This window comes from Limimaricola sp. (genome assembly GCF_016125575.1).
In the GTDB taxonomy this organism is placed as follows: Bacteria; Pseudomonadota; Alphaproteobacteria; order Rhodobacterales; family Rhodobacteraceae; genus WGLM01.
Genome location: NZ_WGLM01000003.1, coordinates 47,778 through 61,009, shown reverse-complemented (window position 1 = coordinate 61,009; position 13,232 = coordinate 47,778). Strand labels below are relative to the sequence as shown.

The following is a 13,232-nucleotide window of genomic DNA, read 5'->3' as shown; positions in this document are numbered from 1 at the left end:
GTTTTCTCCTACAGCAAGTGCCCGGTCGGGCCGGCTTTGTCGTCGGTCGCGACGACGCGGTAAAGCGATGCCTCGCCCGTCATTGCCGGGGCCAGTGAATGTTCCAGACCCGGCGGTATTGCAGCCGTGTCACCGGGATTGAGCGCGGTTGTCCCGCCATTCCACGTCAGCCGCCAATGGCCGCGCATCGGCATCAGAACCTCGTGCCGGTCTTGGGTGTAGGGCGTGGGCGGTATGGAATTGCGCGACAAAAGTTCCACTTCGAAACCCGGGCGATCGCGCAGTTTGCCGTTTGCGCCGATGACCTTGGCGGGCTGTCGGTCGGACAGGGCCATCAGGTCCTGATAGCGCGCGACATAGTTCGGGATCACGTCTGCCGTCGTGGGTTCGGGAAAGGCCTTCAGCTCTTCTTCGGTCAGCAATGGCATGGGCGGCACACCCGGAGGCAGGCTTTGCCCCTTCTTGGTGTCATAGAGTTTGCCGTTCTGGCCAAGCACAAGGCCATAGTCCTTGGCATCGGTGATCACCTGTGGCGCCCAGACAACGCCGCCACCGGCATCATCGCCGCCAAGGATCGCCATGATCATCCCATAGTCAGTGCCGACATTCTCGAAGGCGCGGAAGATGCCGGTCGGGATGTTGAAAATGTCGCCCTCTTCGGCCACGAATTCGCCGGCGGTGCCCCAGCGCCCCCAGAAGAACCGCCAACGGCCCTTCAGGACGAAGAAGACCTCCGCCGAACGGTGGCTGTGCAACGAGTTCCGGCATTTGGGCGGTTGCCCCGCGGCCCCGATGTTAAAGCCGGGCGTGTCGACGATATGGACGTGCTGGTCGGCGCTTTCGGACACGCCACCGCCGATGATGGTGAAGTTCTCCTTCTGGTCGGACCCCGGCGTATGGGCGTCGATGAAGGCGGTCTTGCAGGGGCGCAGGTCGCCATAGCGAACGATGCGCGCTTCCATTTCGGCGGGGGTCATATGGCACCTTTCGGGTTGGTCGTGCTGTTTTCAGTCGGCGGTCCAGCCGCCGTCGATAAGAAGGGAAGTTCCGGTGACAAGGCTCGCCGCGTCTGAGGCAAGAAAGGCGACAGCGCCCATAATGTCTGTCACATCGCCTAGTCGGCCGAGCTTGATCTTGGACCGGACCCAAGCTGCGCGTTCGGGGTTGGCAAAGGTCTGTTCGGTTAGCGGCGTGCGGATGAAGGTTGGCGCGATGGTGTTGACCCGAATGCCGTGCGGCCCCCATTCGATGGCCATGCTCTTGGTCATCCCTTCCAACGCGTGCTTGGTCGCGGCGTATACGGCGCGGTCAATGCCGCCGACATGCGCCATCTGCGACGAGATGTTGATCAGGCTGCCCGGCCGACCCTCGGTCATCAGGCGCGCGGCGATGGTGCGTGTCAGGAAATAGGCCGCGCGGAAGTTGAGGGTGCTTACGGCATCAAAGTCTTCCGGCGTCGTGTCGATGGCAGCAGAGTGGCGGGCAAGGCCGGCCGAGTTGACGAGGATGTCGAACGCGGGCAGGGCGGCAAGGGCCGCCTTGACCGCCTCGATATCCGTGATGTCCAGAGCAAGGACGTCAACCGGCAGCCCCTCTTGCGCCATCTCGGCCGCCAGCCTTTCAAGCTCCCCCTCGCGCCGGGCGCAGAGCGTCACCGCCGCGCCCTGTTCGGCGAGCGCCACGGCACAGGCACTGCCAATGCCGGATGACGCCCCGGCCACCAAGGCGCGGCGGCCATCCAGCCGGAAGGACGGGGTACGCGGCAGGGTCATTCCGCGGCAGCTCCGTAGGCCACGTTGCGGTGGCCATAGCGGCGAACCCGGACGTTGCACTGCTCGGCATGGCCTACGAACCCTTCAAGCAGGCACAGGCGCGAGCCATAGGCGCCAACCATCGCGGCCGCCTCATCCGTCACGATGCGCTGATAGCTGTGGGTTTTCAGGAATTTGCCAACCCAAAGCCCGCCCGTGTAACGCCCGGCCTTCTTGGTCGGCAGAGTATGGTTGGTGCCGATCACCTTGTCGCCATTGGCAACATTGGTGCGGGGGCCAAGGAACAGCGCACCGTAAGAGTGCATATGCTCCAGAAACCAGTCATCGCGGTCGGTCATCACCTGCACATGCTCTGAGGCAATGTCATTCGCGACGGCCAACATCTCGTCATAGGTGTCGCACAGGATGACTTCGCCGTAATCGGCCCATGAGACGCCCGCCGTCGCGGCGGTGGGCAGGATCTTCAGCAGGCGATCAACCTCGACCAGTGTCGCCTCGGCCAGCTTGCGCGAGTTGGTGACCAGCACGGCGGGAGAGTTGTAGCCATGCTCGGCCTGTCCCAGAAGGTCGGTCGCGCAGAGCTCGGCATCCACCGTGTCATCCGCGATCACCATCGTCTCGGTCGGGCCGGCGAAAAGGTCGATGCCGACGCGGCCGTAAAGCTGACGCTTGGCCTCGGCGACAAAGGCATTACCGGGGCCCACCAGCATGTCGACGGGTTTGATGGTCTCGGTACCAAGCGCCATCGCCCCCACGGCCTGCATGCCGCCAAGAACATAGATCTCGTGCGCGCCGCCCATGTGCATCGCGGCGACGATGGCGGGATGGGGCGCACGCTGGACCGGTGGCGCAGAGGCAATGATGCGGAGGACCCCTGCGACCGACGCGGTCAGCACCGACATATGGGCCGAGGCCACCATCGGGAATTTGCCGCCCGGAACGTAGCAGCCTACGGACTGGACCGGGATGTTGCGATGTCCCAGGAACACGCCGGGCAAAGTCTCGACCTCGATATCGGTCATCGAGGCGCGCTGCGCTTCGGCAAAGCGGCGAATCTGGGTCTGGGCGAACCGGATGTCCTCCATGTCGCGCGCCGCGACCTTAGCCATCGCGGCCTCGATCTCGGAGGGCGACAGGCGGAAGGCGGGGGGATCGTACTTGTCGAATTTCCGCGACAATTCACGCACCGCCGCATCGCCGCGCGTTTCAATATCCTTCAAAACATCCTCGACCGTGGCACGCACTTTCGCGTCGTCAGCGGCGCGTTCCGTCTCGGGCTTGCCGCGCTTCAGCCAGGTCACCGGCATCTCAGCCTCCGCAGTGAATACGTTTGCAATAGGGATAGGCAATGGGCGTGAGCATGGCAAGGGACTTGTGCCAGGAAGGGCGGAAAGTACGACGGAAACCTGCCGGGAACAGTAGCCTCAGGCTGGATCTTTCGGAGGTGCTGCCATCGGCTTCAGCGCGACCTGATTGGCAAAATGACCACTTTGCAAACGTATGCAGTTGGCGCTACATAGCGACTCAGAACTTCGTCAGCCCCACGGCCCCCAAGGAGCATCCGATGCCCAGTTTGCCTGAACCCTATCCCGCGTCCAAGGTTTCCTGGGTGAAATCGCCGATCCGCAACGCGGCATCGGACAATACGCCCGTGGCCGATCTGGTGGCCGGGATCCTGGCCGATGTCAAAGCACGCGGGGACGCAGCGGTGCGCCACTATTCAGCCGAGTTTGACAAGTCGGATCTGGAGGTCTTCGAGGTTACGCGGGCAGAACGCGAAGCGGCCGTCGCCGCACTAGACCCGCAGACCCGCAATGACACCGAGTTTGCCATCGACAACGTACGCCGGTTTGCCGAAGCCCAGCTGGCAACGATCCTACCTTTGGATGTCGAACCCTTGCCGGGCGTGTTCATGGGGCACCGCGTCATTCCGATCGAGCGCGTTGGCTGTTACGTGCCGGGTGGACGGTTTCCGCTGCTTTCTGCCCCGATCATGACCATCGTTCCGGCCAAGGTGGCCGGGGTGGATGATGTGATTGCCTGTCTTCCGCCCAATGCGCACAACGCGATGATTGCGGGCTGTCATTTGTCAGGCGCTGACCGGATCTTCCGCATCGGCGGGGCTCAGGCGATTGCCGCGATGGCCTTTGGCACTGAAACCGTGCCGGCCGTGATGAAGATCATGGGCCCCGGAAATGCCTTTGTGAACGAGGCCAAGCGTCAGGTGTTCGGGCCGGTCGGGATTGACCAGCTGGCGGGGCCATCCGAGATCTACACACTGGCCGATGCGACCGGAGATGCCGAGATGATCGCAACCGACATGCTGGCGCAGGCCGAGCATGACGTGCGCACGCGGGTGGGTCTGATCACCACGCATCGTCCGCTGGCCGAGGCCGTGCTGGCCGAAGTGGAAAAGCAATTGGCAACCCTTTCGACCGCCCATGTCGCCGCGCCGGCCTGGGCCGACTATGGCGAAATCGCGGTTTGCGAGGACGAGGCGGCGATGATTGCCTATTCCGATTTCATCGCGGCCGAACATCTGCAGGTTCACACGGCAGACCCTCACGGGATGGCCAAGAAACTGCGCAACTATGGCTCGCTTTTCATCGGCGAGCTGGCCTCGGTCGTCTATTCCGACAAATGCTCGGGCACCAACCACACGCTGCCGACGATGGCGGCCGGCCGCTATACCGGCGGGCTTTGGGTGGGCGCCTACGTGAAGATTGCGACGCACCAATGGCTTGAGCCGAAGGGGGTAGAGCAGGTGGCACCCCCCGCAGCCCGGCAAGCGGCGAGCGAGGGGTTGGAGGGGCATCGGCGCGCGGCGCAGTTGCGGCTGGACCGGATGCAGGTGCGCTGAGCAGAGGCGTCAGTGCTGATAGGCCAAGATCACGGCCCGTTTTAATCAACGGGTCAGATCCTCAAACGAATAATCCGTTCGGAAACGCTGTCGCTCAGCGCCTGAAAAGCGGGCGCTGAGCGGACGCGTCGGTCGCCCGTTCAAAGGCATGGCCGGCGGCGCAGATCAAATCCTCGTCGCCCTTGCGCCCGATGACCTGCATGCCCAGCGGCAGGCCGTCGTCAAAGCCGATGGGCAGTGACAGGACGGGTTGGCCGGTGACGTTGAAAGGGATGGTGCGCATCGGCGTCCAGACCGCTTTTTGCCCGTCGAAAGCTGAAAAGGGCAGGGCGGGGGTCAGGGTCGTGGCGGTGATCACGATATCGACGTCCGCCATTGCCTGCAGGGCTTCTTCGGTCAGCGCGGCCTGAGCCTTGCGGGCGCGGGCCAGGTCCTCGGCGCCCACCGCCGCGCCGAAGGCGAGGCATTGCAGCACAGGGCGTCCGTAGAACGCCAGCCGATCCCTGATCAGGGCTTCGTGTTCGCCAAGCGCCTCGGCGTGAAGGATCACCGAGCCTACAGCCTCGAACAGGGCGTAATCTGGCAGGTCAAGCTGAGTGATCGTCGCCCCCAGCATCGAGAATTGGGCCGCGGCGTCATCCATCGCGCGGATCAGGGCGGGGGTTGCTTGCGGATCGTCTGCAAACCAATTGCGGGCGTAGCCGATGCGCAGGCCCTTGGCGCCGCGCGTCAGTTGGCCTGTCGCAGCGCGCCAGTCGTCAGGAGCCTCAGTCATCGCGTCAAGGGCGAGAGCGGCCTCTTCGACCGATGCCGCCAGCGGGCCAACGTGATCGAGCGAGGCGGACAGTGGAAAAGCCCCGCTGCGCGACACCCTGTCATAGCTGGGCTTCAGGCCGACGCAGCCGCAATAGGCCGCCGGGCTGCGGATTGAACCGCCGGTGTCGGTACCAAGGGCAAGCCGGACAAGGCCCCCCGCCACGGCCGCGGCTGACCCCGAGGACGAGCCGCCAGTGATGTGCGCCGTGTTCCACGGATTGCGCGCGGGCGGGTCGGGCAGGGTCATGTCCGGCCCCACCATGGCGAATTCGTAGGTCGCCAGTTTGCCCAGCACGACCGCGCCTTGCGCCCGCAGGCGGGCGACGGCGGCGGCATCCGCGGGGGCAATCCGCCCTGCAAGGACGGCAGAACCGCTGGTCGCGGGCAGACCGGCAACATCAATCAGGTCCTTGACTGCGATGGGAATGCCGCAGAACGGACCGGCGTGGCCGTCAGCCAACATCGCGTCGGCGCGGTCGGCCTCGGCCAGCGCGTCGGGGTTGAGGTGGGTGAAGGCGTGCAGCCGGTCGTCGCGCGCGGCGATGCGGGCAAGGGCGGCCTCGCTCAACTGACGTGCGGTCAGGCGGCCTTCCTGCAATGCCGCGGCGGCCTCGGGAATTGAAAGGTCGGCGAGGTCGGTCATGTCTTGGTGGCCAGATAGACGTCGATCCGGGCAATCTCGGCCCGCAAATGCTGCGCTCCCTTGAAGGCCGCCTCAAAGGCGGCGTCGTCGAGTTTCAGCCCGAGGGCCGCAAGTCGCGCGCGAAACTCTTCCCGTGTCATCCGGCATCCCCATAGCGGCGAGTGGTGCCGCGGATGACCAGTTCGCCGTTCAGGACAACCCGGGTGACCTTCGGCGTGTCGGCGGCGATCCATGTCGTCAGCATCGTCACCGTTTCGGCCACCATCTGATCGACGCGCTGTCGGAACGTGGTCAGGTTGTAGGCCGGCCATGACGCGGGGGGCACATCGTCGAACCCGACGACCGAAACGTCTTGCGGCACCTTCAGCCCAAGTTCAAACCGCAGCACGTCCATGACGGCAAAGGCCATGTGGTCGTTGCCGACAAAGACCGCATCGGGGCGTTTTGACGTGGCGAAGAGCTCGCGCGCGGCGGCCTGTGCGGTGGCGTAGTCGAAATTGCCTTCGGCCCGGGCAAACAGCTTTTGTCCGGCTTCGGCCAGTCCGGCGCAGAAACCGGCCTCGCGGTCAATCTGGGTCGATGCACCAGCGAAACCTGCGATATAGGCGATGCGCTGGTGGCCAAGCGAGCAAAGGTAATCAGCGAGGGCCTTGCCGCCGGCGAAATTGTCGGACGTGACCGATGACAGGTTCTTGTCTTCGTGCGCGCGGTTAAACAGCACGACCGGAATACCTGTCGCAGCACAGCGCGCAGCGAGGTCCGACGACATCGAGACCGAGGCCATGACGATGCCATCCACCTGATAATCCATGATTTCGCTAATCACCTTGTCGACATTCACCGTCGATACCGGGGCGAGGAAGATCAGGACGTGATAGCCAACCTTCTGCAATTCGGTCGACAGGCGCTCGACCATTTCGGGGTAAAAATAGTTTTCCAGATAGGCGACGACGAGGCCGATGATCTGGCTTTTGCCCGACTTGAGCGACCGCGCGAGGATGTTCGGGCGGTAGCCCAGTTGGGTCGCGGCGGCGCGAACCTTTTCGGCGGTCTTGGGGCTGACGGAGGAGCCCGGAGTGAAAACGCGGCTGACGGCGGACTGGCTGACGCCAGCAAGGGCGGCCACCTCCAAGGATGTCACTTTCTCATTGGCCACGTCCGCTCTCCCCCTGCGCGGGCGCAGTTTGCGACGAAGCTGCAAGCGCCGGCAAGCCCATCATTCCGGGCCGGACATGCGCGCGCCGGTGCCTTGGTTGAACAGATGGATCGCCGTCATTGGAATGCGGATGCTGATTGGCGCGCCGATCTCGATGCGGAAATCCTTGGCGGCGCGCACGGCGATCAGATCGGCGCCGCTGCGGACCGAGATCAGGGTCGCATCGCCCAGAAGTTCCATCGAATAGACCGGGGCCGTAATCTCGCCGCCCGCGTCGCTGACGCTGGCATCTTCGGCGCGAAAGCCAAGGATGATCGGGCCGTCGGGCGCCGGCAGGCCCGTCACCTCGATCCCCTGCGCATGGAACGTGCCGGCCGTAACCGTGCCCTCGATCAGGTTCATCGCCGGCGAGCCGATGAAGCTGGCGACGAAGGTATTGGCGGGACGGTCATAAATCTCGGTCGGGGTGCCGACCTGCTGGACGACGCCGTGGTTCATCACCACCACGCGGTCGGCCAGCGTCATCGCCTCAATCTGGTCGTGGGTGACGTAGATCGTCGTGGTTCGCAGCGTGTGGTGCAGGTTCTTGATCTGCGCCCGGGTCGAGACGCGCAGCTTGGCGTCGAGGTTGGACAGGGGCTCGTCCATCAGGAAGGCGTTCGGTTCGCGGACGATGGCGCGGGCCAGTGCCACGCGTTGACGTTGGCCGCCCGACAGCGCGGCGGGGCGCCGATCAAGGAAGGGGCCAAGTTCGACCATGTCGGAGGCGCGCATGACGCGGGTGTGATGCTCGGCCTTGGGAACATTGCGGACGCGCAGTGGAAAGCGGATGTTCTCGTAGACGGTCAGGTTTGGATAAAGCCCGTAACTTTGGAACACCATCGAGATGTCGCGGTCCTTCGGTTCCAGCGCATTGACCATCCGGTCGCCAATCCAGATTTCGCCGTCGCTAAGCTCTTCCAGCCCGGCGATCATGCGCATCGTGGTGGTCTTGCCGCAGCCCGACGGGCCCAGCAGCACCAGGAACTCGGAATCCGCGATTTCGAGGTTGAACTTGTCGACCCCGACATAGCTGCCCCAGCGTTTGCTGACGTTGACAAGGCGGATCTGCGCCATGGGTTACCCTTTCACCGCACCGGCGGTCAGGCCGGACACGATCTGTCTCTGGAAGAAAAGAACGAGGACGAACAACGGCACCGTGGCCGAGACGACTGCGGCGACAGCATACATGACGTTGCCCTCGCTTTGGATCGAGCCGAGGAATGACGCGATCTTCGGGATCATCGTCTGGTTCTCTTGTCGCAGCAGCATCGATGTGACGGCAAAGTCGTTATAGCCCAGCAGGAAGCTGAAAAGGCCGGTGGTAATGACGCCCGGCCACATCACCGGGATGATGACCATGCGGAAGGCCTGAAACCGGGTGCAGCCGTCGACAAGGGCACTTTCATCAAGATCCTTCGGGATCGACAGGAAGAAACTGTGCAGCATCCACAACGTGAAGGGCTGATTGATGGCGACCAGAACGATGATCGTCGTGGGCAGAAAGCCCCAGATGTTCAGCTGAAAGAACGGCAGCAGATAGCCCGAGACCAACGTGATCGGCGGCATTGCCCGAAACACCAGCGCCGCGATCAGGATCCAGAATGCGTAGCGACGGTTTGACCGGGCCAGTGCATAGCCGCCGAGTGTTCCGACCAGAAGCGAGATGAAGGTGACCGAAATGGTCACGATCAGGGTGTTGATCACCGGCTTCCAGAATTCGTTCAGGATCCACGCACCGCGATAGCCGTCCAAAGTGAAGGCGCCGCCGGTCTGTTGCGTGGTGCGTATTCCCTCGATCGCGTACCACCATGACTGGCGCGAGAAGAAGTCCGCCTCGACCTTGAAACTGCCCCAGACCGTCCACGCAAAGGGGAAGACGGCCGCGAGAAGCCAGAACACCAGAAAGGCATTCGTCAGGGTTTTCAGCGCAAGAGGTTGGCGGGGCATCCTACACCACCTTCCGGTTGAAATCGCGCCATGTGCGCAGCAAGACCGGGCTGAGCAGGATCAGCACCCCGATGATGGTGATAACCGAGGTGGCCCCGGCCGAGCCGAACTGCGGGTTGTCCGAACTGACCAGATCGTTGAACACCAGCCACGACAGCGAGGTTGCATTGGCCTGCGCTGAAAAGCCGACGATGGGTTCGAAGACACGGAAATTGTCCATCAGCTGTACCAGCGCCACGAAAGTGGCCAGTGGAACAAGATGAGGGATGATGACGAAACGCGTGATCTGCCAGCGGCTGGCGCCGTCGATGCGCGCCGATTCCACCGTGTCCTGGGGCACGGTCTGCAAGCCGGCATAGAATATGACGAAGGAAAACGGCCCGTTGGTCCACACTCCGTAGACCAGCACCACGATCCAGGTCAGCACGGGCGAGGCGCGCAGGCTGAGCCCCGGATCATTGGCCAGCCATTGCAATGTCGCGCCAAAGATCCCCGCCGGGTTGAACATCCATGCCAGGATCAGCGAGCCGACCAGCGGCGTGATGATCATCGGCAGGATCGACACGAAGATCGCGGGCCCTTTCAGTATCTTTGGCATCGTGTTCACCGCCAGAGCGATGGCAAAGCCAAGCATCATGGCCAGCGGCGTCACGACAAAGCAATAGGTCAGGGTAAAGGCCAGCGCCCGGTAGAAGGGCAGGTTCATCAGCGCCGAAACAATGCCGCTGAAGCTGTTGTTCTGGCTGAAGATCTCGCGCAGATCGTTCAGCGCAAGGTGGTTGTGGTTCAGGTAATTGGACAGACCCGCGAACTGGCCCATCGGCTCTTCGGCCTTCAGCTTGGCCATCGCCGCAACATCGACCTTGCTTTGCTTGCTGCAGCCGAATGGGCCGCAACTTTCCACCGTGGTCAGGATCGCCGGATGTTCAATGTACATCGATTGCACCGCCACCGAGATGATCGGCAGCGTGATGAACAACACCATCGCCAAGATCGACGGGAATATGAAGGTGAAGAAGGTGCGATGCGGCATCGGGGCGATCCAGTTTTGAGGACGGGTCGGGCGGATCCATGGCTTTCCGGATCCCGATGTTCAGGGCGACGATGGCGCCCCGCAAGCAGTATTGCCCGGCTACCTTGATAGCCGGGCAACTGGATGGCGTCAGTTCAGAAACCCGGCTTCCTTGGCCGAAGCGTCATAGCTGGCCTTGACGTCCTTCAGAGCCTGCTCGGCATCTTCCTTGCCGGCAATGAAGTCGGCGAGGCCGGTGGACAGCGCAGTGTGCAGCAAACCCATGTAGGGCTGCATCGGATAGGCTTGGGCGCCCTCGGTGGCATTGGCGATCACGCCGACGGCCGCCGGGCCGGGGGAGTAGCCGGCCACCAGCCAGGTCGCGACATCCGGATGCGCCTTGACCATGTCCGGGCTGATGGCATGCACCATTGCCTGGAACGAGGCCGCGGCATCTTCGTCCGAGATGTTCTTGGCAATGCTGAAGCCATCCCACCAAAGGGCCGCCGCCGGGATCGTGCCGCCACCGATGGTCGGTGCCGCGGCAAAGCCGGTGTTTGCGGCAACATCGGGGTTGGCGGTCTTGGGATCAATGGCCGCGCCAGCCAGCGAGCCCCACTGGTTCATCAGGGCGACCGAGCCGGCATCCCAGACCTTGTTCAGCTCGTTTGCATCATAGGTCAGATAGTCGGGGTTCATGAACTTGGTCATGGCGCGCATCGTCGCCAGCACCTTCATGCCATTTTCGTTGTCGATGGCCAGTTCAGCCGAGCCGGGAACGAAGAAATCGGCGCCGGTGCCCAGGTACATGTTGACGAATTCCGCGGCCAGATCCCAGCCGGGCTTGTCCGACGCGGCCAGCGGATACTGCATCAGGCCCTTGTCTTGGATGATCTGCGCATCGGCCAGAACGTCTTCATAGGAGGTCGGCACGTCCAGGCCGGCTGCTGCCAGAATGTCCTTGCGGTAGAACAAGTGCTGGCCATTGCCCATGAAGGCGATCGCCATGACCTTGCCGTCGATCTTGATCAACTGGTTCGGCTGCAGCGAGGCACCGTATTTGGCGACCAGATCATCCAGCGGGCGGATCAGGCCGGCGTTCAGCAGTGGCACGATCGAGTTGTTGGCAACCATCGCCACGGTGTATTCGGCCGGATTTGCCGTCAATGCCGGGACTTGGATGTTCTTGTGTTCGGCCGTCGCGTTCGACGTCACCGTCACCGTGGCCGAAGCACATTCCGCGGCGGTGGAGTTGACGAGACGCAGCGCCTCGAAGTCGTTGGACAGAATGCGGACCGAAGCCGCGCCCTGAATGCCACAGTCGGCCAAAGCGGCCCCGCCACCGGCGAGGAGGGCGGCAACACTTACTGCCCCTGCTGCGAAAGCCCTTGTCAGTTTGATAGTCATTTTGCACCCCTCTGCTGGTGTTGCCGCGCCCGAGTTTCCGATCGGGTTTCAGCCTGAGCCGCTGTCTGCGCTTGCTCTGTTCAAAATGCTAAGCACTCTTTGCATACGATTGCAAACATAATTGTGAGGCGCGCATCCGGTTTTGCCGGGGCACCGGCCATTGCCCAAAAAACGACCCGGCCCGCCGTGGAGCGGACCGGGTTCAGGGCAGACCGGGTTCCAGCGATGTGGGCTAGCTCAGTCCGGAGCTGACAGTGTGGCCGCCTTGGCGTCGGCCATCTGCGCCAGTTTCACCTGCACCAGCATCGACGCCTCGTCATAGACGCGCCACTCGTCGACGATCTTGCCATTCTTGTAGTGGAAGTGGCTGATCCCCATGACCTGCACCCGTTTGCCGGTGGGCGCGCCGAGGTGGTTCAGGATGCCGTAGCCAAGGTGGTGGCCTTCCATGATCCAGCGCACCGCGACCTTTTCGCCGCCCTCTTCGCAAAGGTTTGAGCAGATGTGCTGCGGTGTAAAGGCGGCATCCGGCAAGGACCCGATCAGGCCAAGTGTCTGATGAATGACAGAGGCAACGCCGTAAAGTTCGGCCATCAGCGGCCCGTGATACTGCACCGTTGGCGCGCAAACCTTGGCAATGGTGCCCAGCATCTTGCGATTGTAGACATCGTGCATCCAGCGCAGCGTGTGCCTTTCCACTTCTGTCGATGCCAGCGACGTGTCGGCTTCGGCCTCGGGCGGATATTGGCCAATCATGTGGCGGTTCTCGCCGATGTCCAACGAGACAACGCCCTTGTCGAAGCTCGCCTTGGCGATCCTCTCGGCATAGGCCTGCACATCGACCCCAAGTTGCTGAAGAATCGCGGTTGTGTCGGCCACCACCCATTCGCGATAGATCTTGTTTTCATAGATCATGCAGTCGGCAATGGTGCGCGAGGTGAACATCCGCCCAGTTGGCGCGCCAAGGGGGCCGCCTTGGGTGTGCCGCCCGGTGCCGGTCACCAGATGCGAGGTGTAAAACCCGTCATCCTCGTTGCCTTTCCAGATCACCTGGGTCGCCATGCCGCGTCGTTCCGGATAGGAGACAAGCCGCTGGATCGTGTCGCGAACAACCTCTTCGCGGGTATAAAGCGTGCCGGTCGTGCCGTAGAGCACACAGTTGTGGGTGTAGTGCGAATAGATCAGGCCAATGTCACGCTCGTCCCAGATCTTGTGCGTACAGCGAACGATATAGTCGACGATGTCGGTATAGATCGGGTCAAACCCCCGCATCGCCTGTGTGCGCTTGCCTTCGGCGGGGGCAAGATCGGGGTAGTCGTGCCGCTCGACCTGCATCACCTTTTCCGCCCGTGCCGGCGCGAGTTCGCCCGTTCCCTTGGCGGTGTCGCTTTTGTCTGCCATGGCCATCTCCTGCCTCGTGTCTCTTTCTGCGGGTCGCGACTCGGTCGCATGTCTCGTCCAAGCATAGCTTGGCCGCGAAAGATGTGATCGCATTAGCATACGTATGCAATCAGAATCTTGGCAATGGTGTTTCGGCCAGGACTGTCGGGATCAGGGCGGGTGCGCGGATCGACACG

Annotated in this window: 12 protein-coding genes; 1 reads left to right on the top strand and 11 read right to left on the bottom strand. The window is 62.8% G+C overall.

Annotation, left to right across the window (positions count from 1 at the left end; genetic code table 11):
- Positions 1-8 precede the first annotated feature (8 nt).
- The 3 genes from GC146_RS06195 to hisD (GC146_RS06185) are packed head-to-tail and all read right to left on the bottom strand — an operon-like array spanning position 9 to position 3,079.
- A complete protein-coding gene (locus tag GC146_RS06195) occupies positions 9-977 on the bottom strand; it encodes a cupin domain-containing protein (protein ID WP_291835943.1) in 969 nt (322 codons plus the stop codon).
- A gap of 30 nt (positions 978-1,007) precedes the next feature.
- Positions 1,008-1,772 carry an SDR family oxidoreductase gene (locus GC146_RS06190; protein ID WP_291835940.1) on the bottom strand — a complete coding sequence of 255 codons (765 nt, stop codon included), beginning with the start codon at positions 1,770-1,772 and terminating at the stop codon, positions 1,008-1,010.
- Entirely contained in the window at positions 1,769-3,079 is a 1,311-nt protein-coding gene (gene hisD, locus GC146_RS06185; protein ID WP_291835938.1) for a histidinol dehydrogenase, read from the bottom strand. Before hisD (GC146_RS06185) ends, GC146_RS06190 begins: the two co-directional genes overlap by 4 nt.
- Positions 3,080-3,336: 257 nt before the next feature.
- Here hisD (GC146_RS06185) and hisD (GC146_RS06180) point away from each other — a divergent pair, with 257 nt between their 5' ends.
- Positions 3,337-4,632, top strand: a complete 1,296-nt coding sequence (hisD, locus tag GC146_RS06180) for a histidinol dehydrogenase (protein WP_291835936.1) — start codon at positions 3,337-3,339, stop codon at positions 4,630-4,632.
- A gap of 94 nt (positions 4,633-4,726) precedes the next feature.
- Here the strand turns inward: hisD (GC146_RS06180) and GC146_RS06175 are convergent, their stop codons facing one another.
- The 8 genes from GC146_RS06175 to GC146_RS06140 form a co-directional block, all read right to left on the bottom strand.
- Positions 4,727-6,091, bottom strand: coding sequence for an amidase (locus GC146_RS06175; protein ID WP_291835933.1), 1,365 nt, complete (start codon positions 6,089-6,091; stop codon positions 4,727-4,729).
- Positions 6,088-6,231: a hypothetical protein gene (locus GC146_RS06170; RefSeq protein ID WP_291835931.1), complete on the bottom strand. Its 144-nt coding sequence runs from the start codon at positions 6,229-6,231 to the stop codon at positions 6,088-6,090. Before GC146_RS06170 ends, GC146_RS06175 begins: the two co-directional genes overlap by 4 nt.
- The gene (locus GC146_RS06165) at positions 6,228-7,247 is read right to left on the bottom strand and encodes a LacI family DNA-binding transcriptional regulator (protein ID WP_291835928.1); all 1,020 of its coding nucleotides are present in this window, start codon (positions 7,245-7,247) and stop codon (positions 6,228-6,230) included. Before GC146_RS06165 ends, GC146_RS06170 begins: the two co-directional genes overlap by 4 nt.
- 60 nt (positions 7,248-7,307) lie before the next feature.
- A complete protein-coding gene (gene ugpC / locus GC146_RS06160) occupies positions 7,308-8,363 on the bottom strand; it encodes a sn-glycerol-3-phosphate ABC transporter ATP-binding protein UgpC (protein ID WP_291835925.1) in 1,056 nt (351 codons plus the stop codon).
- A gap of 3 nt (positions 8,364-8,366) precedes the next feature.
- Positions 8,367-9,236 (bottom strand): carbohydrate ABC transporter permease, encoded by an 870-nt coding sequence (locus GC146_RS06155; RefSeq protein WP_291835922.1) that lies wholly within the window; start codon positions 9,234-9,236, stop codon positions 8,367-8,369.
- A gap of 1 nt (position 9,237) precedes the next feature.
- Positions 9,238-10,269, bottom strand: a complete 1,032-nt coding sequence (locus GC146_RS06150) for a sugar ABC transporter permease (protein ID WP_291835919.1) — start codon at positions 10,267-10,269, stop codon at positions 9,238-9,240.
- Between the two features lie 129 nt (positions 10,270-10,398).
- On the bottom strand, positions 10,399-11,655 hold the full coding sequence (locus tag GC146_RS06145; protein WP_291835916.1) for an extracellular solute-binding protein: 1,257 nt from the start codon (positions 11,653-11,655) through the stop codon (positions 10,399-10,401).
- A 237-nt stretch (positions 11,656-11,892) separates the two neighbouring features.
- On the bottom strand, positions 11,893-13,056 hold the full coding sequence (locus tag GC146_RS06140; protein WP_291835913.1) for an ester cyclase: 1,164 nt from the start codon (positions 13,054-13,056) through the stop codon (positions 11,893-11,895).
- Positions 13,057-13,232: the final 176 nt, after the last annotated feature.

Bases quoted from the DNA above. Each gene is read 5' to 3' on its own strand.
- GC146_RS06195 (WP_291835943.1), bottom strand. From the start codon at position 977: ATGACCCCCGCCGAAATGGAAGCGCGCATCGTTCGCTATGGCGACCTG.
- GC146_RS06190 (WP_291835940.1), bottom strand. From the start codon at position 1,772: ATGACCCTGCCGCGTACCCCGTCCTTCCGGCTGGATGGCCGCCGCGCC.
- hisD (WP_291835938.1), bottom strand. From the start codon at position 3,079: ATGCCGGTGACCTGGCTGAAGCGCGGCAAGCCCGAGACGGAACGCGCC.
- hisD (WP_291835936.1), top strand. From the start codon at position 3,337: ATGCCCAGTTTGCCTGAACCCTATCCCGCGTCCAAGGTTTCCTGGGTG.
- GC146_RS06175 (WP_291835933.1), bottom strand. From the start codon at position 6,091: ATGACCGACCTCGCCGACCTTTCAATTCCCGAGGCCGCCGCGGCATTG.
- GC146_RS06170 (WP_291835931.1), bottom strand. From the start codon at position 6,231: ATGACACGGGAAGAGTTTCGCGCGCGACTTGCGGCCCTCGGGCTGAAA.
- ugpC (WP_291835925.1), bottom strand. From the start codon at position 8,363: ATGGCGCAGATCCGCCTTGTCAACGTCAGCAAACGCTGGGGCAGCTAT.
- GC146_RS06155 (WP_291835922.1), bottom strand. From the start codon at position 9,236: ATGCCCCGCCAACCTCTTGCGCTGAAAACCCTGACGAATGCCTTTCTG.
- GC146_RS06150 (WP_291835919.1), bottom strand. From the start codon at position 10,269: ATGCCGCATCGCACCTTCTTCACCTTCATATTCCCGTCGATCTTGGCG.
- GC146_RS06145 (WP_291835916.1), bottom strand. From the start codon at position 11,655: ATGACTATCAAACTGACAAGGGCTTTCGCAGCAGGGGCAGTAAGTGTT.
- GC146_RS06140 (WP_291835913.1), bottom strand. From the start codon at position 13,056: ATGGCAGACAAAAGCGACACCGCCAAGGGAACGGGCGAACTCGCGCCG.